This is a genomic window from Anderseniella sp. Alg231-50 (genome assembly GCF_900149695.1).
Taxonomy (GTDB): Bacteria; Pseudomonadota; Alphaproteobacteria; order Rhizobiales; family Aestuariivirgaceae; genus Anderseniella.
The window spans coordinates 308060-331865 of the sequence record NZ_LT703007.1; the positions used below are offsets into that span (position 1 = coordinate 308060).

24 protein-coding genes and 1 tRNA gene are annotated in these 23806 nt (G+C 58.8%); 10 read left to right on the forward strand and 15 right to left on the reverse strand.

What is annotated here, in order from left to right; genetic code table 11:
- Positions 1-4: 4 nt before the first annotated feature.
- From der to DHN55_RS21495, 7 genes are all read right to left on the reverse strand, one after another.
- The gene (gene der / locus DHN55_RS21465; RefSeq protein ID WP_108883586.1) at positions 5-1462 is read right to left on the reverse strand and encodes a ribosome biogenesis GTPase Der; all 1458 of its coding nucleotides are present in this window, start codon (positions 1460-1462) and stop codon (positions 5-7) included.
- Between the two features lie 14 nt (positions 1463-1476).
- The gene (locus DHN55_RS21470) at positions 1477-2148 is read right to left on the reverse strand and encodes a tetratricopeptide repeat protein (protein WP_108883587.1); all 672 of its coding nucleotides are present in this window, start codon (positions 2146-2148) and stop codon (positions 1477-1479) included.
- A 135-nt stretch (positions 2149-2283) separates the two neighbouring features.
- Positions 2284-3690, reverse strand: coding sequence for a multicopper oxidase domain-containing protein (locus DHN55_RS21475; RefSeq protein WP_108883588.1), 1407 nt, complete (start codon positions 3688-3690; stop codon positions 2284-2286).
- A 9-nt stretch (positions 3691-3699) separates the two neighbouring features.
- Positions 3700-4518 carry a 3-methyl-2-oxobutanoate hydroxymethyltransferase gene (gene panB, locus DHN55_RS21480; RefSeq protein ID WP_108883589.1) on the reverse strand — a complete coding sequence of 273 codons (819 nt, stop codon included), beginning with the start codon at positions 4516-4518 and terminating at the stop codon, positions 3700-3702.
- Between the two features lie 39 nt (positions 4519-4557).
- Positions 4558-5052 carry an MOSC domain-containing protein gene (locus DHN55_RS21485; RefSeq protein ID WP_337660650.1) on the reverse strand — a complete coding sequence of 165 codons (495 nt, stop codon included), beginning with the start codon at positions 5050-5052 and terminating at the stop codon, positions 4558-4560.
- Entirely contained in the window at positions 5042-5617 is a 576-nt protein-coding gene (locus DHN55_RS21490) for an NnrU family protein (RefSeq protein ID WP_108883590.1), read from the reverse strand. The genes DHN55_RS21485 and DHN55_RS21490 overlap by 11 nt, the downstream gene beginning before the upstream one ends.
- Positions 5618-5709: 92 nt before the next feature.
- The gene (locus tag DHN55_RS21495) at positions 5710-6654 is read right to left on the reverse strand and encodes a cupin domain-containing protein (protein WP_108883591.1); all 945 of its coding nucleotides are present in this window, start codon (positions 6652-6654) and stop codon (positions 5710-5712) included.
- A 161-nt stretch (positions 6655-6815) separates the two neighbouring features.
- Between DHN55_RS21495 and DHN55_RS21500 the strand changes: the two genes are divergently transcribed.
- Together DHN55_RS21500 and DHN55_RS21505 are read left to right on the forward strand one after the other, a co-directional pair.
- Positions 6816-7349, forward strand: coding sequence for a DUF4142 domain-containing protein (locus DHN55_RS21500; RefSeq protein ID WP_108883592.1), 534 nt, complete (start codon positions 6816-6818; stop codon positions 7347-7349).
- 5 nt (positions 7350-7354) lie between these two features.
- Complete coding sequence (locus DHN55_RS21505) at positions 7355-7717, forward strand: plastocyanin/azurin family copper-binding protein (protein WP_108883593.1); 363 nt, start codon at positions 7355-7357, stop codon at positions 7715-7717.
- On the opposite strand, the gene DHN55_RS21510 is transcribed toward DHN55_RS21505, so the two are convergent.
- Entirely contained in the window at positions 7711-8277 is a 567-nt protein-coding gene (locus tag DHN55_RS21510; RefSeq protein WP_337660651.1) for an NnrU family protein, read from the reverse strand. The two genes, DHN55_RS21505 and DHN55_RS21510, sit on opposite strands and share 7 nt — an antisense overlap.
- A gap of 209 nt (positions 8278-8486) precedes the next feature.
- On the opposite strand from DHN55_RS21510, the gene DHN55_RS21515 reads away from it, so the two are divergent.
- From DHN55_RS21515 to DHN55_RS21525, 3 genes are read left to right on the forward strand one after another with little or no spacing between them, the layout of a single operon-like run.
- Positions 8487-9011 (forward strand): hypothetical protein, encoded by a 525-nt coding sequence (locus DHN55_RS21515; RefSeq protein ID WP_108883595.1) that lies wholly within the window; start codon positions 8487-8489, stop codon positions 9009-9011.
- Complete coding sequence (locus DHN55_RS21520) at positions 9008-9352, forward strand: TraR/DksA C4-type zinc finger protein (RefSeq protein ID WP_108883596.1); 345 nt, start codon at positions 9008-9010, stop codon at positions 9350-9352. The genes DHN55_RS21515 and DHN55_RS21520 overlap by 4 nt, the downstream gene beginning before the upstream one ends.
- Positions 9349-10002: a hypothetical protein gene (locus tag DHN55_RS21525; RefSeq protein WP_108883597.1), complete on the forward strand. Its 654-nt coding sequence runs from the start codon at positions 9349-9351 to the stop codon at positions 10000-10002. The genes DHN55_RS21520 and DHN55_RS21525 overlap by 4 nt, the downstream gene beginning before the upstream one ends.
- A 22-nt stretch (positions 10003-10024) precedes the next feature.
- On the opposite strand, the gene guaA is transcribed toward DHN55_RS21525, so the two are convergent.
- Positions 10025-11575 carry a glutamine-hydrolyzing GMP synthase gene (guaA, locus tag DHN55_RS21530; RefSeq protein WP_108883598.1) on the reverse strand — a complete coding sequence of 517 codons (1551 nt, stop codon included), beginning with the start codon at positions 11573-11575 and terminating at the stop codon, positions 10025-10027.
- Positions 11576-11721: 146 nt separating this feature from the next.
- Between guaA and DHN55_RS21535 the strand changes: the two genes are divergently transcribed.
- Positions 11722-11904, forward strand: coding sequence for a hypothetical protein (locus DHN55_RS21535; protein ID WP_108883599.1), 183 nt, complete (start codon positions 11722-11724; stop codon positions 11902-11904).
- Positions 11905-11924: 20 nt separating this feature from the next.
- Here the strand turns inward: DHN55_RS21535 and DHN55_RS21540 are convergent, their stop codons facing one another.
- The 6 genes from DHN55_RS21540 to DHN55_RS21570 all read right to left on the reverse strand — a co-directional run bounded on the left by DHN55_RS21540 (position 11925) and on the right by DHN55_RS21570 (position 18497).
- A complete protein-coding gene (locus tag DHN55_RS21540) occupies positions 11925-12884 on the reverse strand; it encodes a hypothetical protein (RefSeq protein ID WP_108883600.1) in 960 nt (319 codons plus the stop codon).
- A gap of 370 nt (positions 12885-13254) precedes the next feature.
- Complete coding sequence (locus DHN55_RS21550; protein WP_108883602.1) at positions 13255-14547, reverse strand: class I SAM-dependent methyltransferase; 1293 nt, start codon at positions 14545-14547, stop codon at positions 13255-13257.
- The gene (locus DHN55_RS21555; protein WP_108883603.1) at positions 14547-14975 is read right to left on the reverse strand and encodes an MAPEG family protein; all 429 of its coding nucleotides are present in this window, start codon (positions 14973-14975) and stop codon (positions 14547-14549) included. The genes DHN55_RS21550 and DHN55_RS21555 overlap by 1 nt, the downstream gene beginning before the upstream one ends.
- An 18-nt stretch (positions 14976-14993) precedes the next feature.
- A complete protein-coding gene (guaB, locus tag DHN55_RS21560) occupies positions 14994-16472 on the reverse strand; it encodes an IMP dehydrogenase (protein ID WP_108883604.1) in 1479 nt (492 codons plus the stop codon).
- Between the two features lie 257 nt (positions 16473-16729).
- Positions 16730-17464, reverse strand: a complete 735-nt coding sequence (locus DHN55_RS21565) for an SAM-dependent methyltransferase (protein WP_108883605.1) — start codon at positions 17462-17464, stop codon at positions 16730-16732.
- Entirely contained in the window at positions 17448-18497 is a 1050-nt protein-coding gene (locus DHN55_RS21570; protein ID WP_337660652.1) for a Ppx/GppA phosphatase family protein, read from the reverse strand. Before DHN55_RS21570 ends, DHN55_RS21565 begins: the two co-directional genes overlap by 17 nt.
- 322 nt (positions 18498-18819) lie before the next feature.
- On the opposite strand from DHN55_RS21570, the gene DHN55_RS21575 reads away from it, so the two are divergent.
- The 4 genes from DHN55_RS21575 (at position 18820) to DHN55_RS21590 (ending at position 23751) form a co-directional block, all read left to right on the forward strand.
- Complete coding sequence (locus DHN55_RS21575; protein ID WP_337660653.1) at positions 18820-19734, forward strand: sensor histidine kinase; 915 nt, start codon at positions 18820-18822, stop codon at positions 19732-19734.
- 12 nt (positions 19735-19746) lie between these two features.
- Complete coding sequence (locus tag DHN55_RS21580) at positions 19747-21870, forward strand: helicase HerA domain-containing protein (RefSeq protein ID WP_108883607.1); 2124 nt, start codon at positions 19747-19749, stop codon at positions 21868-21870.
- A gap of 91 nt (positions 21871-21961) precedes the next feature.
- Positions 21962-22035, forward strand: a tRNA-Gln gene (locus DHN55_RS21585).
- A 189-nt stretch (positions 22036-22224) separates the two neighbouring features.
- Positions 22225-23751, forward strand: coding sequence for a long-chain-fatty-acid--CoA ligase (locus DHN55_RS21590; RefSeq protein ID WP_108883608.1), 1527 nt, complete (start codon positions 22225-22227; stop codon positions 23749-23751).
- Positions 23752-23806: the final 55 nt, after the last annotated feature.

The window sequence follows — 23806 nt, forward strand, 5'->3', positions numbered from 1 at the left end:
CGGATTATCGTTGTTTCTTCGCCTTGTGGGCATAAGGGTTCTTACCCTCGCGCAGGTTGATGCGCACGGGCACGCCCCACAGGCCAAAGTCTTCCCGCAGGCCGTTGATCAGGTAGCGGTTATAGCTTTCCGGCATGTTTGACGCGTTTGAGCAGAACGCCACGAACGTCGGCGGACGGGCGTTCACCTGGGTCATGTAACGCAACCGGATGCGCCGGCCACCGGGTGCCGGCGGCGGATGACGCTGTATCTGCTCTTCCAGCCAGCCATTGAGCCGGTTCGTCGGTATCCGCATGTTCCACAGCTTGTAGGTCTCCATCACGGCGGGCATCAGCTTGTGAACACCGCGGCCGCTAAGGCCGGAAAATGTCACGACAGCAATGCCGGAGACCTGTGGCAGAAGCCGGGTAACCTCAAGCTCGATTTCACGGCGCAAAGCGTCCTTTTCCTCGATCATGTCCCATTTGTTGATCGCCAGCACCATTGCCCTGCCCTCGCGCGCCATAAGCGAGGCCAGCTGCAAATCCTGCTTTTCCAGCGGCTGTGTCGCGTCTATCAGCAACACGACGACTTCGGCGAACTTGATGGCACGCAAACCATCGGACACCGACATCTTTTCCAGCTTGTCGTTCACACGCGCCTTCTTGCGCATGCCGGCGGTATCCCACAGTTTGATGCGCTGACCGTTCCATTCCCAATCGATGCCGATCGCATCCCGGGTAATGCCCGCCTCCGGGCCGGTGAGCATACGTTCTTCACCCACCAGCCGGTTGATCAGCGTGGATTTGCCGGCATTGGGCCTGCCGACGATGGCGAGCCTCAAAGGCCTGTCGGGTGCCAGACCGTCACCGGCGTCTTCATCGTCAGGATCAAAGGCAATGACATCGTCGAAACCGTCTGCCTCATCATCGAAATCTGTTTCCTCGGCAGCCGGGCCGTGCAGTCTGAAGGCTTCTTCCAGCGCGTCGTGCAGGTCTCCAAGACCCTCGCCATGCTCAGCCGAAATCGCAACCGGATCCCCCAAGCCCAGTGAATAACTTTCCAGACGGCCGGACTCGCCCTTGCCGCCTTCCGCCTTGTTGGCAGCCACGATGACCGGTTTTCCGGTCTTGCGGACCAGTTCGGCAAAATGTTCATCCGACGGCGTGACACCGGCCCTGCCATCGATCATGAACAGGCAGACATCAGCCTGTTGAATGGCCTCGCGGCTCTGCTCGGTCATGCGCCGCGCCAGCGTCTCAGGACCGGCGTCTTCCAGACCAGCCGTATCAACTATACGAAACTTCAGGCCGCCGATTCTGGCATCGCCCTCGCGACGGTCACGGGTCACGCCGGGGCGATCATCAACAAGCGCCAGACGCTTGCCGGTCAGTCTGTTGAACAGGGTTGATTTGCCAACATTCGGCCTGCCAACGATCGCAAGAGTTGGAAGCCGTCTGGCCTGTGCCGTCTCGGAGGCCATGGAATCAAGACTTTCTAATTGGTGGCTTGCGGCAGCATCGACTGTATCTGTGCGGACACGAGCACGGTGCGGGCCCGCAGTGCGGCGGGTGTCGCCGGGTCTGCAAGGATCAGCTTGAGTTGTTCATCGGCAGCCTTGAAGTCAGACGCGCGAACATGGGCCAGCGCCAGAATTTCACGCACCGCATGACGCCAGGAAGAATCGCTGCCATCAAGGCCCGACAGGCGTGAGGTAAGATCGGAGACCCCGTCCGTATCCACCAGGAGATAAGCGGCGCGTATCCGCGCCAGGTTGCGCAAGGGCTTGTCGACGGAGGTGTCGGCTGCCACGGCATCGTATATTTTCACCGCTTGAGCATTGTTGCCGTCCTGGCCGAGGCGGGCCGCCTGCGACAGCTTGGCCAGCACCGAATAACCCTTGTGGCCGGACTTGGTGATCTCGTCAAATGCCGCATCTGCTTCGGCGCTCTTGCCTGCGGCACTGAGGGTGATGGCATTATACCATTCCATGCCGGCTTTTTCCGCCAGCTGGGCCTGCCAATACTGCCAGCCCTTGAAGCCGCCAACCACGACAACGATGCCAATGCAACCGGCAAGGATCAAGTTGCCGAAGCGATCCCAAATCTGGGTTAGCTTGTCGCGGCGGACTTCTTCATCCACCTCACGAAACAGTCCATCGTCACTCATCGGTCAATCCACGTGTTGAAAAAAGGCGGCTCTTTTCGCTTTCACCGCGCTTCGTTGCGCCTTGGGTAAAGCAGGCGTTCAAACCGATCAAGGCAAATTGAGTTGATCAGGATATATGCAGTGCCGCACCCACATTCAAATTTCGACATTAATCCACGTCATCATGCCGGCAGCCTGATGCTCCAGCATGTGACAATGCAGCATCCATTTACCGGGGTTGTCGGCGACAAACGCCACCCGCATCCGGCTATTTGCAGCCATGACGACTGTGTCACGCCAGTCCAGGCTGGTCACTGGCTTGTCGTCAACCGTCAGCGGCAGCACGTGATGACCGTGCAAATGCATGGCATGGGGCCAGGCGGTTTTGTTAACGAAGTCAAAAACTGCCGTATCGCCTTTCTTCAGGCTGGCAAACGGTTCTTCTGTCATGCCGGCCACACCATTGAAGGCCCAGGCCATGCCATTTTGCACAAGCTCGCGCATGTCTACGTCGCGGCCACGCAGTTTCGCCCCCGCAAGCCCGCCCATGGCACCGCCTTCCATGACCAGTTCAATCGGGGCAACGCCGGAAATGTCCAGGGTTTTCGCCAAGCCGTTGCCCGGCAAGGATGCAATGTCACCTGTATCTGCGGCTCCCTGATCACCAGTGCGATCGATATAGGCAACCTCCAGCGGTTCGTTGGCCCGGTTCAGGTTGGCCAGGATGATTTCATCCGCCCCGCGCCGGATCATCAGGTCGGTTCGTCCGCCAGGGCCAAGCTGCAGCGGATCCGTCCCCAATGCACGGGCTGCCCCAAGGGGCTGACCATCCAGCGCGACGATGTATGGTTCCGCGCCTTTTAGCTGAAGGTTCATGACGCGGGCGTTGGCGCAACTTATCAGGCGCAGGCGCAGGCGCCTGCCGGCCGGAGCAGCAAGGCGCGGGCGGGACTTGCCGTTGACGGTAAACCAGTTGCCCAGCCTGCCGCCGTGCGCTGCCATGCGAATGTCGCCAAAGGCCTGCTGATTGATGGTGCCGTCGTCGTTGATGAGCCAGTCATCCAGCACCAGGGTCAGTTCTTCGGTTTCGGCGGGCGGCGTTTTTTCTTCAACGATCAGTGCACCATAAAGCCCGTGTTCCACCTGCCTCGATGATCCAATGTGCGGGTGATACCAGTAGGTGCCGGCATCCGGAGCGGAAAACACATATTCGAATGTTTCTCCCGGTTCGACGGGGTTCTGCGTCAACGGCGAACCATCCATGGCATTGTCGATGCGGATGCCGTGCCAGTGCAGCATGGTCGGTTCATCCAAACCGTTGACCAGGCGGACCTTGACCTGGCCGTGTCTTTTGACGCGAATTTCGGGGCCGGGATTGATGCCATTGTAGGTCCACAACCGGGTTTCTCTACCCCCTTCCAGAATGACACGCGGCACCTTCTGTATTTTCAGTTCAACGAAACCGTCGCTCGCCGTTTCCGCCTGCATCATCTCGGGGTTACCACCGATCACCGCAAAGGATGCAGCGGTTCCGGCAAGTATCTGGCGACGGTTGAAGCGCATCGGCGTTATTCAGTCCTTCACATCATAAGTGTTTTCAGGTGCCGGGAAGGCACGGGTGCGCACATCTTGCGAATATAGTTTGATGGCGCGTTCAATGGCGCGACCGACCTTGCCGAACTCCTTGACGAACTTCGGCACGCGGGGGCTCAGGCCAAGCATGTCCTCCATGACAAGAATCTGCCCGTCGCAGGCAGCAGATGCACCAATGCCGATGGTCGGGATGGCTATGGACCTGGTGATACGCGAAGCCAGCGGTTCGGCCATGGCTTCCAGCACCACACTGAATGCGCCCGCCTCAGCCACGGCTTTGGCGTCGGCCTCAATGGCTGCCCACTGGTCACGCTGCCTGCCCTGGGTCTTGAAACCGCCGATCGTATTGATGGATTGCGGGGTGAGACCGATGTGCGCCATGACAGGGATGCCGCGCTGCACCAGGTAGCTGATGGTTTCCGCCATGTGGGCGCCACCTTCAAGTTTCACTGCGCCGCAATCGGTTTCCTTCATGATCCGGGCCGCATTCCTGAACGCAACTGCCGGGCTTTCCTCATAGGCGCCAAACGGCATATCGACCACGACAAGGGCGCGCTCAGACCCCCGCACCACTGCCTTGCCATGCATGATCATCAGTTCAAGCGGCACCGGCACCGTAGATTCAAACCCGTGCATCACCATGCCGAGAGAATCTCCCACCAGCAGAAAGTCGCAGTACTTGTCGGCAATACCGGCAGTATGGGCGTGATAGGCGGTCAGAGAGACAACGGGCTCGCCGTTCTTTCGGCTTGCAATGTCGGGGGCGGTCAGGCGCCGGACCTGTTTCTGGACAGACATTGGGATTCAAGCTCCTTGGATCGGCAAGTCAATTCTATTTCAGGGCAATCTTATCACTCGTTGCGGCGGGGAGACCAGCACTTCGACCGTATCGCCCAGTGCGACATGACCGCCTTCCAGTACACGGCAGGTGATACCACCGCGCCAGTCCGGATGCAGCGCCTTGCGCAGTCCGGCCAACGCGTCATCCATACGCTTGCACGGCACTGTCTGGCTGGTGACCTCAAGCAGCACGTCGCCTACACGCAACACGCCGCCGGCAGCACGCGGCAGATGAACATCTTGCACCAGAAAATTCGCCCGGCGGGCGGTCCACGGCAAATCCGGCTCGCCGGCGTCACTTGCTGCGGCGCGCCATGCTTCGAGCGCCAAAACGGTAATCTGGCGCTTTGGAAATTTCGTCCCCTTGTGATCACCTTCAAGACCCGCAGCAACAGTCACGGATCCGGACAATACTTCCTGCATTGGCACAAGCCGCTCCGCCCGGCGCGCGATGCCGATCAGGCGCCCGGTGGTGTCTGGATCACTTGGCAAAGATGGCCATGTCCTGAATGGAAAACAGCGCCACGCCGATAACGTGCTGATGCATCTGGATCATGACACCGTAGAGAGCAACGCCCACGAACAGCGCGATAACATCATGTCCCTGGCGCACTTCCGGCGACGGTCTGAACCCTTGCGCGAATCCGGCGGCAAGATGGGTTGCACCATAGGCCAGGAGCCCGCCGAACAGGATGACACTTGCCTGATCACCATTGGCCAGCAGATGGCCGGTTGCCCACAACACCACGGCCATGGCCAGAGGTAAACGCAGTAACTGGCGGGCCTTGCCACGGAACAGAAACACGCCGAGCAGCAGGAATGCGACGAAACTCAGGGCAAGGTTGGCGCTGAACCCCCAAGCTGGCGGATCGTACACCGCAATCCGGTCCGCCATCTGCCAGCCCAGCACGATCAACACCAGTGACAGGATTGAGCCGGCGGCAAACAACATGCCGTAGGCCTTGCCGAACCTGTCCTTCAGGCGAGCCTTGAGAGACGGAAACGCCGGAACAAGATGTAGAACTGCAAACAGGACAACGGCAAGGAACAACAGCATGGGAATGGATCAATCCGGTTCGAACATGGTCAACAGGTGGACTGATACAGGAACGCGACCGCTGCGCCAATGGACGGGTGGTCACACTGACCCTAGGCCAACTGCTGGATCTGCCGCCTGTAGCTTGCAGGCGCCACACCCAGCTGCTTCTTGAAAACCCGCCCGAAGGCGGCCTCGGACTGGTAGCCTGCCTCTTCCGCAATATCGATGATGGGTAATCGCGATTCCGCCAGGCGCTGGCGGGCGATCTGCATGCGCCACTGGGTAACATAGCCCATCGGGGTATTGGACATGGTTGAGGTAAAGCGGCTGGCAAAGGCGGTTCTTGACAAACCGGCGGTTTTTGCCAGCGTCTCCAGCGACCAGGCATGTGACGGGTCCTTGTGGATGGCCTCAAGTGCCCTGCCGATTGCCCGGTCGGCAAACCCTGCCAGCACCGGCTTGTCGGACCCGCTGGACGCAAGATAGGTGCGCAAGGCCTGGGCAAACACGATCTCCGAGAGCTTCAGTGCGATCATGTCGCTGCCCATCTGGCCGTTGCCGGCCTCAGCGCCGATGACACGAAGAGTGTTCTCCATCCAGGTGCCTGCCGCGCTGCCATAATTGCGAACGTGGATGTGGTCAGGCAGCGCATCAAGCAACGGATGGTTGGCATTTTTCTCAAACGCAAAATGACCGCAAACCAGTTGGGTTTCCTGGTCTGTTCCCAGCTCTCCGTAAACAAGCGTGCCACTGCCGGTAAATCCGGATTCCTGAACCACCCGATCCAGCTGAACCGACAGGTTTTCGGTGCGCGGGTCGCAGAACAGCGTATGACCGGCACCGCGCATGATGATTATGAGATCGCCCTGCTCCAGTTGCACCGGTTCGTCCGCACCGCTCACCCGGACGAAGCAGCGGCCGCGATGGGCAAAGTGAAACCGCGCCACGTTTTCAAACGACGGCACCGCAATGCTCCACGGCGAGGTGAAAGAGGTCCGGAAATACAACGTACCGGCCAGTTGCAGACGCGAAAGGATGTCACTCAAAAGGTCCATGCAGGCTTGTTACACCATAATCCTAAAACCCACAACGAAATGGGACTATCGGTCAAATAATCCGGACGATCTGAAATGGAACGTCCGCAACTCGTTCGTTTTAATGCGCTCACCGCCCAGGAACGCTTGGGCTGATCACTTTGACAAGGACACAAAGCCCCATGAAACAGAAACTGCTCATTGCCGCCTCCATGCTCGCGCTCGTGATGCAGGCAACGCCCTCTGCCGCACAATCTCCTGCCGAACTGAACGATCTGCAGATTGCCCACGTTGCCTATGTGGCGGACAATATCGACATTCGTTATGCCCATCTGGCGCTGGCGATCTCCAGCAATCCGGCCATTCACGAGTTCGCCCGCACCATGATCCGCGACCACACTGCGGTCAACGAGCAGGCCCTTGCGCTGCTCAAGAAACTCAACGCACAGCCGCAGGACAACTTTCTCAGCAAGCAGCTGACTGCAAACTCCGAAAAACTGGTCGACGAGATGAGCCAGTTACGCGGGGCTGCGTTTGACAAGCGCTATGCAGAAAACGAGCTGGCCTACCACAAGGCGGTCAACGACCTGGTCAGCAATGCCTTCATTCCCAATATCGAAAATGCCGAAGTAAAATCATTGTTTGAAGCCGGCCTGAAAATCTTCAAGGCGCATGAGCATCACGCTGAAATGATGGTCAAGGCCGTGAGCAAATAGGCACCATGAAACGGCGTATTTTCCTCAACAAGGCTGCGGCGGCAATTGCCACTGCGGCCTTTCCCGCCCTGCTCTTTACGTGGCCCGGAAGCGCAGCTGCCCAAGCCCGCAATCATCGTGTCGAGATCAGTGGTTTCAAATTTACACCAGACAGGCTTGAAGTTTCGGTTGGTGACACCATCACCTGGATCAACCGGGATATCGCGCCACATACTGCCACGGCATCTGATGCAAGCTGGGATACCGGTGAACTGGTCAGGGACGCCGAAGCCAGCATTGCCGTTACTGCCGGTATGGAAACATCCTATTTCTGCGCATTCCATCCGATGATGAAGGCACAGCTGTCGGTCACCGCACCGGATCAGTAAACCGGCGACACGCTGAACAGGGTCTGATGCAGGCTGAAAACGACGCCGAATATCACAACGCCGGCAACCACTGCGATGATGTCGTGTTTGAGCTTGGGCTCATAGGACGGCACCTTGCCGCGCGCAGTGTTCACGATGATGTCGAGTACACCGAGAGTCAGAAAGCCGCCAAACAGCAGCACTTCGGACAGATTGCCGTTGACCAGCAAATGTCCTGTTGCCCACAGGGCGACACCAAGTGACATCGGGTGCTTGACCCACAGCCTGATATGGCTTTTGCCGTGCGCCGACGCCAGCAGGACAAGAGCGGCAAGCACCAGTACCGTGGTGCCAAGGCTGCTGCCGACAATCGGATCATAGACAATACGCGCGGCATCAGGCCCGGCGCGGGCCAGAATGAATCCCCAGATCATCAGGCCAAGGCCTGCCAGCGAGATCAGGGAATAAATGCCCTTGTAGGCATTCTCACTGAGCTTTGAGGTGATGGCGGCGCGCAGGGGCGTCAGCGACATCAGGTGAACCCCGAAGAACAAAACCATTCCCCAAATCAATTTTGTCATCTTGTCCTTGTCCGTTCCGTTTTGTCGGGCACACCCACCTAGTATGCGGCAAAAGAATCTGTCCTGTACTCTAACTGTTGCCACAGTGATTGACCATGACATCTTAGAAGTGGCATCAATAGGTCGCGTGACCGCCTGCCGCAGGTTACCACCGGCGACAAATTCATAACTACGGCACCAGCCGCCCCCTTTGCACAGGAGACTCCCCCGTGAACAGACGTCTGAGCACTGCCCTGACAGCTATTTTTGCACTGGGGCTGGTTACACCGGCATTTGGCGCTGAAATCTGCGGCATCGAAGCAACCGCCAGCAATGGCGGCATGATGGTGCAGACCGGCAAGTTTACAGCGCGGTGCATCGAGAAGGGCAAGTGTTCCATTTCCCTGTCCAGCGTCGACAATGTTGGCATTGCGCTCGAGAGAGCCTCTGTTTCGGGTTCGTGGCTCACGCTTGTGACGAGCACTTCGTCAATTGACTCCGGCGCCGGTTTTGATCTGCTTTTCGACGGCGAGGACGAAACCCGGATCGCGCCGGATTTCCTGATCGCGGCCGAAGACATGAAGAGCGTGCGTGTCGATGATGATGTGTCCGACATCGTGCTGACCACCATGCTGCAGTCAAAGACGATGAATGCGACCGTGCAACTGGTCGGCGGCAAAAGGATTGTCCACGAGATTGCTCTCGGCAACCTGGCCGCCGCCACCAAATGGGTTGATTGCGCGCAAGCCAAATGACCGCTGATCCGGAAACAGCCAGGGCCCGGCTGACGGCACGGCGCGACGAACTCGAAAAGCTGTCGTCAATCTCGGCGGAAGACCGCGATGCCGTCGAACTGGATCAGCAGTCGGTGGGCAGGCTGTCACGGATGGACGCCATGCAGCGCCAGGCCATGGCGCAGGCACAGGAACGCGCACGCACCGCGGAACTGGCCCGGCTCGACCAGGCCATGCGGCGGCTTGAGGACGGTGAATACGGGTGGTGCGTCACCTGCGGGGATGAAATTGCGGCAGCCCGCCTGGAAGTGGATCCGGCAGCTGCGGTGTGTGTTGAATGTGCTAGCGGCGGGAATTCATGATGCGGCGGTTATCTATCTGGCTTGCTTCGGCAGGCCTTTTGCTGACGGTAAACAATGCTCAGGCCGAGCAGTTATGCAATCAGCAGGTGCATGAGAAATTTGATGAAACCCGCATCTATTCGCGCAGCTTCATCGCTTCCTGCAAGCCGGGATCGCACTGCCGGGTTGTAACCCACAGGCTGGACAAGCGGGCGCCGCTGGGTTTCAGCCACACGCTGACGTTTCAGCGTGCCGACCCCCAGTCAAAATGGCAAATATTGCTGGTCGATGTGCTTGAGCTCGCCGATACAAAGACCGGGTTCGCCCTGACAATAGACAAAAACCCTGTCCTGGACATCTCCAGCCAGGCAATCACCACGCCGGTTTCAGTAAACGAATATGCGATTGAGCCAGTCGTGAGCGACAAGGCGCTGAGCGAGGCAAAACCCGGCGACAATATTAGCTGGAGCTACACGCTTCAGGCTGGCGAAACAAGCAAAGTGCGGTTTTCATTGTCGGGCCTGACAAAGGCGCTCGAATGGGCAGAGTGCGCGCAAGCCAAGCTTGCCAGCGGCAAATCCAGCCCGCCAAAACCAGGTGGTGAGAAACCGGAGTATTCACCGCCGGAACCGGATGTGCCTGTCGATCCCATTGGTGACGGCAGGGATTAGGTGCTCCAGCACCTGCCCGGCCCTACTCCCACTCAATGGTGCCCGGCGGCTTCGAGGTTACGTCATAGACGACCCGGTTGATGCCGCGGACCTCGTTGATGATGCGGGTTGCGACACGACCCAGGAACTCCATGTCATAGGGAAAGAAGTCTGCCGTCATGCCGTCGACAGAGGTGACAGCACGAAGCGCGCAGACGAACTCGTAGGTTCTCCCGTCGCCCATGACACCGACGGTCTGGACCGGCAGCAGGACCGCAAATGCCTGCCAGATGTCGTCATAAAGACCGGCTTTTCGAATTTCATCGAGATAAACGGCGTCAGCCTCCTGGAGGATCCTGACCTTGTCGCGGGTCACACCGCCGGGGCAGCGGATCGCAAGACCGGGACCCGGGAACGGATGCCGCCCGATGAAGCTGTCCGGCAGGCCCAGTTCGTGGCCAAGCGCCCTGACCTCATCCTTGAACAGTTCGCGCAGCGGCTCGACGAGCTGCATGTTCATACGATCCGGCAAGCCACCAACATTGTGATGCGACTTGATGGTGACCGACGGGCCGCCGGAGAACGACACACTCTCGATAACGTCGGGATACAACGTGCCCTGGGCCAGGAAATCCGCACCGCCGACTTTCTTGGCTTCGCGTTCGAATTCCTCGATGAACAGGCGCCCGATCGTCTTGCGCTTGGTTTCCGGATCAGCCTCGCCCTCAAGCGCGTCCAGGAAGGTATCGGCTGCATCCACCAGCACCAGCGGGATGTTGTAATTCTCGCGGAACATTGTGACGACCTGCTGCGCCTCGTCTTTGCGCATCAGGCCATGATCCACCAGGATACAGGTCAACTGGTCGCCAATGGCCTGATGGATCAGCACCGCGGCAACGGAGGAATCCACACCACCGGACAGGCCGCAGATGACCCTCCCGGAGCCGACCTGCTCGCGAATGGCCGCAATTGCCTGGTCCTTGTAGGCGCCCATGGTCCAGTCGCCAGAGAACCCGGCCAGCCTGACAAAGTTTTCATACAACTTTGCGCCGCGCGGCGTGTGGTGGACCTCCGGGTGGAACTGCACGGCGAAGAAACTGCGCGACGTATCCGCCGTGATGGCAAACGGCGCATTGGGTGATGTGCCATAGACTTCGAAGCCTGGTGCGAGCTTCGACACATGATCGCCGTGGCTCATCCAGACCTGTTCGTCGCCGGCATCGAACCAGCCGTCCAGCAACGCCAGTTTGCTTTCTGCCGGCGTCACATAGGCGCGTCCAAACTCCGCCGTGCCTTCACCGCGTTCCACCAGCCCGCCAAGGCAATGCATCATCACCTGCTGGCCATAGCAGATGCCAAGAACGGGAATTCCCAAGTCGAATACCGACGGCGGCGGCATTGGCGCACCGTCATCAAACACCGATGCCGGCCCGCCGGAGAGGATCACCGCTTTCGGTGCAAACTCTTTCAGGAAGGCATCCGTGACATTCTGGAATGGATGGATTTCGCAGTACACGCTCAGTTCGCGCAACCGACGCGCGATGAGTTGGGTTACCTGCGAACCGAAATCGATAATGAGGAGACGGTCTGTCATAGCGAGCGGATACAGAAAAGCCGACGAGTCCGCAAGACAAACAGTCAATCTTGCCACGCGCTATTCACAACTCAGACGGTCTTTGTGGTATCATGCCCCCGTTACGGCTGGAGGGTGTTTGCTCGGTTTAGGAGGAGACGCTGTTTATGAACGCAATACAAACTGCCGAACATGCCCGCGCTCTGATTGATGCATATGGCGAAAAGGCGGAAGCACACGCAGCTCAAAAAGCCAGTGAATTGCGCAATTCAGGCGAGCATCAGCACGCCGAGGCGTGGCTGCAGGTGCGAAAGGCCATCATGCAGATGCGTGGATCACATGTGAGTTGAATGCAACGCTACCCGCAAACTCAGTTGAGTTTGCGGGTAGCATCCATGCGCCAGAAAACTTCCTGGCAGCGCTTCATGCGGCGGCCAAGAGCCTTGGGCGCAGTTGGCACAAGAAACGCCGGTGCCTGGGAGGTTCGCTCAAAGCAGAAACTACGCGGCAGACTGCTATAGATTGACCGCGGCGGTTTCGACCATTTGATCCGCTTCATACGCACACCGGTATCGCTGTTATGATACCAGACCTGCGATATGCCGATTTCATCGCAGAGAAAGCCGATCGCAGCTGACAGAGCGACTTCGGCCCAGTCATTGGCGTGACGCTTGAGAACATATTCGCAGTAAGGCTTTACTCTCCTTGCAGGACCAATACCCCAGACGCCATCGTTAGGCCGCCCGCTTTCTATTGCTCTGATAGCTGCGGAACGAGCCGAGCTGGCGCCACGCAGCCAGTCATTCTGCACCTCTTCGATCAACGCCTGGCCGCTGGCAAGGTCGAGATCCAGGCGTACCCATGCCATTGTAGTGCGACCGCTTTTGCAAACCGGATGAGCTGAATAATTCAGATCCGTTTTCGAGACCGGCCGCGCCACGCGCTGATAGGTCTCGTCATGCTCCCGGTCGAAGTTCACCTGCAGAACCAGGTTCACGCCTGGCCGCGAAGTCTGATAGTAGCTGCGGTCCCCTCCCCGCCAACCCCACAGCCCGAGCGTGAGGACATAAGCCCGGTCGTTCTCGCGGGGCATGCCCAGCAAGTCATTGTTACTCAAGTTGGCTCCGCCACAGTGTTTCAGCACTGTCGCGACAGGCTTGCGATCAAGCAGGCGCCCCCAGCGGCTGGCCCGGATGTCACGGACCGGCACACCGGCGGAGCCCAGTTTCGGTGCCAGTAGCCGGGCGGCATATTCATCGTTGCAATAACGATAAACGGTTCGCTCCTTCGGCAGGCAGGCGATAATTTCGTTGGCATCACGGATATCCATGCTGCGTCAACTCCGGTTCATTGCAAATGCCCAGCCGGCCGCAGCCTGGAAAACGCGTGAGCAAACGCACGAACACACAGGCCCGGCAGACCGGGACAGTTAAAGTCTTTCATGAAAGGTCAAAGGATGCCGGCTGGCGCCGAGCACGGCTCAGAAAACTGACGTGGCAGCTCCGGGCACAAGAGCAGCGCATGCGGCAGGTGATTTACCTGTCGCAGCAATCGGCATCGCGAATTGGCGATCGAATAGCATGTGCGTTACTCCACGAATTGGGTGACGGCATATGCCACAGTTCCCGCAGCCTTGCCAAGTGCCTGGGCAAAAAATTCGCAAAGTGTTGTATTTTTACAACACTGGAACCTGAAACGCCCTAGTCCTGCCGCTGCATGACGGCGATGAAGAAGCCGTCGACATTGTGATCTGCCGGAGACAACAACAGTGTATCAGCGCTGCCGTCAGATGACGCAGGCGCATCGCCGGGAAGGCACTGAGTCCAGACATCAGCATAAGGCACGATAGAGAAATCCGGATTCGACGCGAGAAACACCTCGATCTGGTCGGTGTTCTCTTCCGGCAACAAAGAGCATGTCACGTAGATCAACCGTCCACCCGGTTTCACCAGCGGAGCAGCTCGGGCCAGCACAGCACGCTGATCATCACCTCGGTTGATGAGGCTTTCAGGCGTCAGCCGCCACTTTGCATCAGGCTTGCGCCGCCAGGAGCCGGACCCGGAACACGGTGCATCGACCAGCACCCGGTCCATGCGACCAACCAGTTCATCGAGCTTGTCCGGTTCGTCGGCCGGAATGACCTGGACATTGTGTACCCCTGCCCGATTGAGCCGAGCGATAATCGGTTTCAGGCGGTTCTTGTCGGCATCCCAGGCGTGTATCTGGCCCTTGTTGCCCATGGCCGATGCCAGGGCCAGCGTCTTGCCGCCCGCCCCTGCGCAGATATCTGCAACCTGGTGGCCGGCCGCTACCGCACACATGCGGGCAGCGACTTGTGATGCCGCATCCTGTATCTCAAAAGCGCCGCGCTGGAAGGACGGCTCCGCTTCAAGATTGGGCGTGCGTTTCAGGCCTTCGGGTACCTCGATGCGAACGGCATCAGGCGCAAACGGGACTTCCACCGCGTCGAACTTCGACAGCTGGTTGAGCAGTTTTTCCCGCGTTGTCTTCAGCAGATTGGCGCGAACATCCACCGGCGCACGAACGCCAAGCGCCTTGCCGTGGCGCACCGCATTGTCGCCAAACGCCTTTTCAAAGGACGGCATCAGCCATTCGGGAATGTTGGCCTGGTCATGGAGCGCCGCATCGGCGGGCATCCCGGCAGACAGCGCTTCTGTTTCTGCTTGCGTCAATTCGCCGGGACCATGCTTCGACACACACAGTTCAGCCAGCTCTTCCACGGTGATATTCATCAGCCTGACGGCACAGGCAAGTACCAGCGCCCGCGGCGTATCGGAGCCCATCATCGACGCGAGCACCGCGCGCTGGCGCATGATGTCGTACACTATGTTGCCGATGGCCGCGCGATCACTGGAACCTGCAAACCGGTGCGCCTTACCCCAATCAGACAAGGCCCCGTTCACCGGGCGATGACGGTCGCTTACATCAGCGATAACCTCGACAGCGGCTGCGAGCCTTCCGGACAGATGCATTAGATTGTTCCCGTCGAAAAAACATGTGCGGCCAACATGGCCCACATAATGGTGACTGCAAAGACACTGGTGAAAAAGCTGCAGAACCGAACCGGCAGCTTGTTCGACCCGCAATGACAGATGGAATGCACGATGCGGGCGCTGACAAAGCCCCATGCCAGCCAGACAAACACCACACTTACGGCGTTGATGGCAAGTGCAGTGGCAACCGCGGCGAAGAACAACAGCGGTATTTCGAACAGGTTCTTGTAGTTGTTGCTGGCTTTCAGCACATGGGATGGCCACACCCGGTCGTCCAGCATGGCCTCCCTGCCGACTTTTCCGGCCTTGTAAGCGGTGCGCCGTCTCGCACCAAGTACCAGCAAAACAACGATGGTCAGCAAGGCTTGCGCACTTGCAGCCAGCACGAGCATTTGCGGATTGGTCATGGCTCCGGCTTCCCGAATTCAGCCCTGGCGTTGATAGTTTGGTGATTCCCGGGTGATCTGCACGTCATGCACATGGCTTTCGCGAAGACCGGCGCCGGAAATCCGCAGGAATTCCGCCCTGGTCTGCAAGTCCTCGATGGTTGCAGACCCGGTGTATCCCATCGCGGCCCGAAGTCCCCCGGCCAGCTGGTGCAGCACGGCACCAACCGGTCCCTTGTAAGGCACCTGGCCTTCAATGCCTTCCGGCACCAGCTTGAGCTGGTCCTTCACTTCCTGCTGGAAATAGCGGTCGGCGGAACCGCGCGCCATGGCGCCGACTGACCCCATGCCACGATATGATTTATAGGAACGGCCCTGATACAGGTAAACTTCACCGGGACTTTCATCGGTACCGGCCAACAGATTGCCAACCATGGCGCACGATGCTCCGGCCGCAACTGCCTTGGCCAGGTCGCCGGAAAACTTGATGCCGCCATCGGCGATCACAGGAACGCCTGTTTGCTTTGCTCCTTCGGCGCAATCCATGATGGCGGTGAGCTGGGGTACGCCGACACCGGCGACAATGCGGGTCGTGCAAATGGAACCGGGCCCGATACCGACCTTGACGGCATCGGCTCCCGCATCGATCAATGCTCGGGTTGCATCCGCCGTGGCAACATTGCCGGCGATGACCTGCACCTTGTTGGACAGCTTCTTGATGCGGCGTACCTGCTCCAGCACATATTGCGAATGGCCATGGGCAGTGTCGACCACAACGAGGTCCACCTCGGCATCGACCAGCATTTCAGCGCGGGCATAATTGCCTTCACCGGTACCGGTCGCTGCCGCTACTCGCAGGCGCCCCTGTTCGTCCTTGACCGCGTTGGGGTTCAGCGCAGCCTTGTCCATGTCGGTGACGGTAATCAGGCCGGTGCAGTGAAAATCGTCATCAACGACAATCAGTTTTTCAATGCGATGCTTGTGCAGGAGCTTGCGGGCTTCATCCTTGTCGACGCCTTCTTTCACCGTAACAAGGTCACGGGTCATCAAATCCCCGATCTTGCGGTTCAGGTCGTCTTCAAAGCGAACGTCGCGGTTGGTGATGATGCCGACCAGCTTGTTGCCGTCATCCACGACCGGAATACCCGAAATACTGTGCAGGGCCTTGAGTTCACGCAGATCACCCAAAGTGGCTTCAGGGCGGATGGTGATCGGGTTGACCACCATGCCGCTTTCAAACTTCTTGACCTGGCGAACCTCGTTGGCCTGGCGCTCGGGATCCATATTTCGGTGCACGACCCCCAGGCCACCGGCCTGCGCCATGGCAATCGCCAGGCGGCCCTCGGTCACCGTGTCCATCGCCGCGGACAATATGGGCAGCGACAATTCAATATCACGGGTGAGTTTGGTGCGTGTCTGCACATCGCCAGGCAACACGGCTGACGCCGCAGGCTTCAACAGCACGTCGTCAAAGGTCAGGTATTCGGGGATCGAGTCGGAACGCAGTTTGGCGGCCATTGCCAATCCTTTCGCACTTTTAAAGTGTTAGAACAACTTTTCGGGTCCGTTCGACCCCCTGTTGATCTAAGGAACGGTCACAGCGCGTTCGGCGTCATTCCAAACACGACTCGCAACCAGATTGACGACTGTCTGTAACACCCAGTTGAAGGCCGCGGCAAGCGACAGTTATCCACACCGGGTGTGGCATGTTGGCCATTATCGGATTCATCGCCGGATCGACAGCCGGTTGATGGGACCAAGGCGAGATAATCAGCCTATTCGCTGGCCCCGCGATAGCCCATGGCCACGAGGAACAGTTCGGCGGAATCTTCGCGGCTGGATTGCGGCTTGAAATGACGCACGCTTCTGAATTCCCGCTTCAGCATGGCCAGCAATTCGCTCTCCGCGCCGCCACGCAGTACCTTGCACACGTAAGTTCCGCCCGGCTTCAACACCTGGCGGGCAAACACGAGGCCTGCGTCGGCCAGGGCCATGATCTTGAAATGGTCGGTCTGGCGGTGGCCGGTGGCGTGAGCTGCCATGTCGGACACCACCGCGTCCGCCTTGTCCCCGCCAAGCGCCTCGATCAGGGCATCTGCTGCACCGTCTTCAAGAAAATCCTGCTTGAATATGGTGACACCGGCGATCGGCTCGATGCCGTGCATGTCGATGGCGACCACCTTGCCTTCACCGGAATCGGCATTTGTCCGCCGTGCCGCAATCTGCGACCATCCGCCGGGAGCCGCGCCAAGGTCCACCACACGGCCACCGGGTTTCAGGAACCTGAACTCGTCATCGATTTCGGCGAGCTTGAAGGCGGAGCGCGACCGATAGCCTTCCAGCTTGGCGCGCGACACGTACGGATCGTTCAACTGGCGTTCCAGCCAGCGGGTGGACGACAGTCTGCGTCCACGCGCGGTCTTGACCCTCTGCGCCGTCTTGGTCGGGTTGCGGCCCGAGGTTCCCGTAGAGCGGGGTTTCTTGCCGCTTGGTCTACGTGGGCCTGGCATAGTTTCCATCCTCGTTCATGAGTGAAGTCAAGATGCCCTCGCGAAGCCCGCGGTCCGCCACGCGGATACGGTCTGCCGGCCACAGGTTGCGAATTTCCTCCAGTATGGCACAGCCTGCCAGAACAAGATCGGCCCGTTCCGGCCCGACACACGGCGATGATGCACGTTGTTCATAGGTCATGGACAACAGATCATTGGTGACAGCGCTGACTTCATCCCCCAGAATCCAGGCGCCGTCGACGCGGGCGCGATCATAGCGGCGCAGATTCATGTGGATGCCGCACACTGTGGTGACCGTCCCCGACGTTCCCAACAGATGATCGGGCACCGGATCAATTCCCGACCCGTTGCGCAAGCGGTCCGCGAACGGCCGGGCAAGTTCAGCCACATGGGCGCGCATCGCCGCGAAACTTTCAGAATTTACGTGCTTGCCGCCGAATTTCTCGGCAACTGTCACCACGCCTGCGGGAATTGAGGTCCAGTCGTCAATCTTGTAGCGTCCGTCGACGACATTGAGCCACAGGATTTCGGTCGACCCGCCGCCAATGTCGAACACCACCACCGACTGTGCCTTGCCGCAAATCAGCGGCGACGCCCCGGCGGCGGCCAGACTTGCTTCGGTTTCCCGGTCAATAACCTCAAGATCCAGCCCGATCTCGGTTTGCGCCTGCTCGATAAAGCGCTCGCCATTGCCTGCCATGCGGCAGGCTTCGGTGGCAATCAGACGAAAACGCCGGACATCCCACCATTTCAATTTGTTGGAACACACCCTGAGGGCTTTTATCGTGCGATCTATCGCGTCCTGGGAAATCTCTCCGCTTTGCGATACGCCCTCTCCCAGCCGCACGATGCGGGAAAACGCGTCAACCACCTCAAAACCCGAATCTGCCGGGCGCGCCAGCAGCAGGCGGCAGTTATTGGTGCCCAGATCAAGCGCACCATAGATGGTTTCACCCGGAATCTTGCGGAATCTTGCGGTTGGCTTACCGGACGTAGCCGTACCGGACTTCGCCTTTTTCTCAGGCTCAGCCACCTCGTCACGCCGACGCGGCGGGCGGCGTAGATGCCACCCATGGCGCCGGCGCGTTTTGGCCGGTTTCGCGCCGGTTTTACCCTCAGCGCCCAAATCAACACCCTGTCAGGTTACCCGTCGCCCGCGCCTGGCCCCAGCGTACTCAGCCATTCCAGGGGGCGACCATAAAGGCAACCTGCCTCAATACGTTTCGTTACGTTCACTGTAACAGCTTTACGGACAAGGTAAAGCGAGCTGATTTTTCATGGTTACATTGAGCGGGATTTCATTAACGCATGATTAGACCTTGAGCGGTATGTTTAGCCCCGCAAGGGATAGTCGCATGAATAGCTATGGAAAAAGCTGGTTTGCAACCGGGTCGCTAATCGGGGAGTTCTCCGATCAAATCCGTATGGCCGTTACTCAGGAGCGCTCGGCACTGGCTGTGAACACGGCCCGCGTCGAGGCTGAACTCGCATCCAAGGCGAAATCCGAGTTCATCGCGTCCATGAGCCACGAATTGCGCACACCCCTGAACGCTATTATCGGCTTTTCCGACATGATGCAGTCCCACAAGGACCTGCCGGATGCACAGACCGATCAATATGCCACTTACATCAATGAAGCCGCTCAGCACCTGTTGCAGCTGATCAACGAAATTCTTGATGTTTCCAAAATTCAGGCCGGCGCACTGACAGTCGATCTGCAAATGCTGGATGTCAAACCCATGGTGGAAAGCTGTGTGCACTTCGTCGAGATGCGTGCCGCAGAACAGAAGGTTACGGTCATCTGCAACATTGCCGACGACCTGCCGGCCATCAAGGCTGACCCGCTGCGGTTGAAACAGGTCATGCTGAATCTTCTGAGCAATGCCGTGAAATTCACCGACGAAGGCGGCAAAGTGGTTCTTGAGGTAGTGGCCGAGGGCACCGGTTATGTAGCGTTTTCCGTCACGGATACCGGTCGCGGCATGAGCCAGGAAGAACTGCTGATGGCGACGCAACCGTTTGGCCAGGTTCGCGGCGGACACAGCAATGCCAATGAGGGAACCGGACTGGGCGTCCCGATTTCTGCTGCACTGATCAAGTCGCACGGCGGCAAGTTCACCCTGGAAAGCAAGCAAAACGAGGGCACCTGTGCCCGGTTCATCATCCCGATCGGAACAAATGATGAAGTTTCCATCGAAGCAGAAACTGCTTCGGCACAACACGACACAGCACAAGCTGAAACAAGTTTGCCGGCACAACCGGCTCATTAGAAGGCACACCAAATGACCACGCAACCCATTGCTGCTGCTACCACTTCGCGCGGGCCCATGAATATGGCCAGTGAACGCATTGGCCGCATTGTGGCCGTGACCGGTGCCCATGCGATCATCCTGCTTGATGCCGACGATGCGTTTTCCGCAGGCAATGAAGGCTCACCGGAAATCGGCACACTGTTGAAAGTGGATACCGAAGCGACCGTGACGCTTGCGTTGGTCTCAGCCCTGAGTTCTCCCACGCCGTCGCACGAAAACCCGGAACAGGAAATGCGTATTGTCGAAGTGGAATTCATCGGCGAGTTGCCGAAGGATGATCACGGCAACCCCAAGAGCTTCCGGCGTGGTGTGTCGTCCTATCCAGGTCTCGGCAACATTGTTTGTCGTGCGTCCCAGAACGAACTGTCGATGGCCTATGCCAGCGACGAAGACACCTCGATCCGCATCGGCCACATCCAGCAGGACATAACCATTCCCGCAATGGTCAAGATTGACGAACTGCTCGGCAAGCACTTTGCCGTACTGGGCACAACCGGCACCGGCAAGTCATGTTCGGTTGCACTGATCCTGCGCCGCATCCTGGAGAAAAATCCAAAGGCACACATTCTTCTGCTGGATGTCCACCGTGAATATGCATCTTCCTTCAAGGAGTACGCCGAAGTTATCCAGCCTGCGAACATGTCTTTGCCGTTCTGGATGCTCAATTTCGAGGAAGTCGTTGAAATCCTGATCGGCAACCAGCCAAACCGGGAGCAGGACATTGAAATTCTGCGCGAGCTGATCCCGCTCGCGAAGACCCGCTACGCCGCCAGTACCCGCCGCGACAAGGCGGCGGCTCCAAGCCTGCGTTCCAAGGACCCTGCAGACACCATGAATCTGGGTGTCGATACACCGGTGCCATATCGCTCGTCCGACCTGATGAGCCTGATTGAGGAACACCTCGGCAAACTCGACCTGAAAGGTGAACTTGCCCCGTTCAAGCGGCTCAAGGCACGCCTCGACACCATGACGCGTGACCCGCGCTATGCATTCATGTTCGGTCACATGACCATATCCGACAATATGGCTGAAGTGGTTGGCCGTATCTTCCGTATCCCGGTCGACGACAAGCCGATCACGGTGCTCGAGCTTGGCGGCCTTCCGTCGGAAGTGATCAATGTCTGCGTATCCGTCCTGGCGCGCATGGCGTTCGACTTCGGCCTGTGGAGCCAGGGACGCGTGCCGATCACCTTTGTGTGCGAAGAAGCCCACAGGTATGTGCCGTCTGACAAGACCAGTGGATTTGAACCGACCAAACGGGCCATTTCGCGGATTGCCAAAGAGGGCCGTAAGTACGGCGTCTCGCTGGCGATTATCACGCAGCGCCCGTCGGAACTGGATCCGACTATCCTGTCACAGTGCAACACCGTGTTTTCCATGCGCCTGACCAATGAGCGCGACCAGGAAATCCTGAAGGCCGGTATTTCCGACGCCGCAGCTTCCCTGATGGAATTCATGCCGACAATGGGCACAGGCGAAGCAGTCACCTTCGGTGAAGGCGTATCGCTGCCGACCCGCATCAAATTCGACCTGCTGCCGCGCCATGCCCTGCCGAAGAGTTCCACCGCATCATTTACCCGCAACTGGAGCATCGATGTGCCGGATGAAGGCTTCCTGGAAGCCATCGTGGCGCGCTGGCGCATGCAGTCCTACGATGTCGGCTACGAGGATTCAGCTCCGGAAGCGGCTGACTTCAACCCGGAGACCGGCGAGTTCGCGGAACAGGCCGCCGAGCCTGCGCCTGCTGCTGCGCCCCAGCCGGCAGTTGCACCGCAACCTGCAGCCCCGGCTGCCCAGGCACCTGCGGCCGCACCGGCGGCAGCGCCTGCCCCGGCACCAGCAGCTCCGGCCCCAGCGGCGGCTGCGGCCCCTGCTCCCGCAGCGGCTGGAGCAGTAGCCGGTGCAAGCTCATCACTACTGAAAAAACCACTCGATGTATCCGGTCTGTCAATCGGACAACCGGAAGCAGCACAGCCCGAGGCAAACGGCGCTCAGCCACAGCCTGCACCGGAAGCCCCGGCGGCGGCCACTGCGGCGGCATCCCTGCGCAAGGACACCGGGCTTGGCTCGTTGTTGCAAAAACTGCGCAACTAGCGGTTTTGCATCTATCCTGAATTGCCGGGCTTGACACCGGCAAGCCGAATTGGCTAAGCCACCAGTCATACCGCCCGTTCGGCATGAGTATTGGGGAATAGGTTAACGGTAGACCCACGGACTCTGACTCCGTTAGTCCTGGTTCGAATCCAGGTTCCCCAGCCAGCCTTTCATTCTCCGACAGTTTTGCGGAAATCAAAACACGCTTCTTGCAAAACTTGTTTGCAGATCGACGACTTTTGGCGGAAAATCAACGGCAACCCTGAGAACCTTCGGGCGATAACCTCTAGCAGTCCCTTACCGTTTCCGGCTGGTTCGGGTAGCGGGGTCAAACAAGATTGAGAGAGGTTGATCATGCTGACCGGCGATATGCTGCGGCGATCTGCGGAAAGATTTCCTCATAAATCAGCAATCCTCTGGGAAGGCAGTTCGCTGACTTACCTTGAACTCGACAACGCGGCCAACCGGCTGGCGAACGCGTTGATCGCGCATGGCATCGCCAAGGGTGGCAAGGTCGGCATCATAAGCCGCAACCGCACTGAATATGGGATCGCCTTTTTCGGCGTTGCCCGCTCCGGCGCGGTTCTGGTCAATACCTCGGTTCTGTATGCGCCGGACGAACTGGCCTATGTACTGGACAAGGCAGACATCGAACTCTTGTTCTACGAAGACCTGTTCGGCGAAAAAATCGATGCGGTGCGAGATCGGCTGCCCAAGCTGAAGAAAGCCATCCGCATTGCAAGCAATGACAGTGACGAATTTGCCGATTTTCTCTCATCATCACCTGCTGATGCACCGGCGGCTGACATCCACGAAGATGATCCGTTCTGCATGACCTACACCGGTGGCACCACCGGCCGACCCAAGGGCGTCCTGGTCAGCCACCGCAACCGGGCGGTCACCGCGCATACGGTGATGGTGGAAGAGGCCATCGACGAGCGCGACGTGGTCGGGATCGCCACCCCGATGTTTCATGTGGCAGCTCTCAACATCATGTTTCAGCCGGCCATCCTCGCAGGCGCCACCACGACGCTGCTGAGCAAATGGGATGCTGGCGATTTCGCGGACATGGTGCAGCAATCCGGCATGACCGCCGCCTTCATGGTGCCGACACAGGTGTCGATGGTGGTCAGCGATCCGCAGTTCGATGGGGCGAAGTTCGCAAGCTGGCGCAAGCTGTCATTTGCCGGCGCCCCGATGCCCGACTGGGTGCAGCACAAGATGATAGAGGTGCTGCCCGACGTGAAGATGACCCAGATTTACGGGCAGTCGGAGATGGGTGTGCTGACCTCGCTGCGTCACTGGTACCTGCCTGAAAAACTCGGGTCCGTGGGCCGTCAGGCCTACAATGTGGATGTGGCGGTAATTGATCAGGACGGGCATCCGGTTGCTGTTGGTGAAATTGGAGAAATCGTCTCTCGCGGCGACAATGTGATGCTGGAATACTATGACGAACCGGAGCAAACGGCCGCTTTCTGGCGGCATGGCTGGGCCCATACGGACGACGTCGGCACCATTGACGAGGACGGTTTCATCACCCTGGTCGACCGCTCCAAGGACATGATCATTTCCGGTGGCGAGAACGTCTATCCCAAGGAGATCGAGAATGCCATCTACGATCATGAAGCGGTTGCCGAATGCGCCGTCTTCGGCATACCGCACGACAAGTGGGGTGAAGTGCCGGCCGCCTATGTGTGCCTGAAGGACAATACCGAGCTTACCGAGCAGGACCTGGTTGCCCATTGCGCCGCCCGCCTGGCGCAATTCAAGCGGCCGCGCATCGTTAAGTTCGTCGACGAGTTCCCCAAAACACCGATCGGCAAGATTCAGAAGAACATCCTGCGCGAACCGTACTGGAAGAACCGGGACAAGAGGATATGACCGGCCAATACGCCCCGCCTTGCCGTGGGTGACACCGCACTCTCGCCCTCTCATT

Coding starts and splice junctions, on each gene's coding strand:
- der (WP_108883586.1), bottom strand. CDS start 1,462: ATGGCCTCCGAGACGGCACAGGCCAGACGGCTTCCAACTCTTGCGATC.
- DHN55_RS21470 (WP_108883587.1), bottom strand. CDS start 2,148: ATGAGTGACGATGGACTGTTTCGTGAGGTGGATGAAGAAGTCCGCCGC.
- DHN55_RS21475 (WP_108883588.1), bottom strand. CDS start 3,690: ATGCGCTTCAACCGTCGCCAGATACTTGCCGGAACCGCTGCATCCTTT.
- panB (WP_108883589.1), bottom strand. CDS start 4,518: ATGTCTGTCCAGAAACAGGTCCGGCGCCTGACCGCCCCCGACATTGCA.
- DHN55_RS21490 (WP_108883590.1), bottom strand. CDS start 5,617: ATGCTGTTGTTCCTTGCCGTTGTCCTGTTTGCAGTTCTACATCTTGTT.
- DHN55_RS21495 (WP_108883591.1), bottom strand. CDS start 6,654: ATGGACCTTTTGAGTGACATCCTTTCGCGTCTGCAACTGGCCGGTACG.
- DHN55_RS21500 (WP_108883592.1), top strand. CDS start 6,816: ATGAAACAGAAACTGCTCATTGCCGCCTCCATGCTCGCGCTCGTGATG.
- DHN55_RS21505 (WP_108883593.1), top strand. CDS start 7,355: ATGAAACGGCGTATTTTCCTCAACAAGGCTGCGGCGGCAATTGCCACT.
- DHN55_RS21510 (WP_337660651.1), bottom strand. CDS start 8,277: ATGACAAAATTGATTTGGGGAATGGTTTTGTTCTTCGGGGTTCACCTG.
- DHN55_RS21520 (WP_108883596.1), top strand. CDS start 9,008: ATGACCGCTGATCCGGAAACAGCCAGGGCCCGGCTGACGGCACGGCGC.
- DHN55_RS21525 (WP_108883597.1), top strand. CDS start 9,349: ATGATGCGGCGGTTATCTATCTGGCTTGCTTCGGCAGGCCTTTTGCTG.
- guaA (WP_108883598.1), bottom strand. CDS start 11,575: ATGACAGACCGTCTCCTCATTATCGATTTCGGTTCGCAGGTAACCCAA.
- DHN55_RS21535 (WP_108883599.1), top strand. CDS start 11,722: ATGAACGCAATACAAACTGCCGAACATGCCCGCGCTCTGATTGATGCA.
- DHN55_RS21540 (WP_108883600.1), bottom strand. CDS start 12,884: ATGGATATCCGTGATGCCAACGAAATTATCGCCTGCCTGCCGAAGGAG.
- DHN55_RS21550 (WP_108883602.1), bottom strand. CDS start 14,547: ATGCATCTGTCCGGAAGGCTCGCAGCCGCTGTCGAGGTTATCGCTGAT.
- DHN55_RS21555 (WP_108883603.1), bottom strand. CDS start 14,975: ATGACCAATCCGCAAATGCTCGTGCTGGCTGCAAGTGCGCAAGCCTTG.
- guaB (WP_108883604.1), bottom strand. CDS start 16,472: ATGGCCGCCAAACTGCGTTCCGACTCGATCCCCGAATACCTGACCTTT.
- DHN55_RS21565 (WP_108883605.1), bottom strand. CDS start 17,464: ATGCCAGGCCCACGTAGACCAAGCGGCAAGAAACCCCGCTCTACGGGA.
- DHN55_RS21575 (WP_337660653.1), top strand. CDS start 18,820: ATGAATAGCTATGGAAAAAGCTGGTTTGCAACCGGGTCGCTAATCGGG.
- DHN55_RS21580 (WP_108883607.1), top strand. CDS start 19,747: ATGACCACGCAACCCATTGCTGCTGCTACCACTTCGCGCGGGCCCATG.
- DHN55_RS21590 (WP_108883608.1), top strand. CDS start 22,225: ATGCTGACCGGCGATATGCTGCGGCGATCTGCGGAAAGATTTCCTCAT.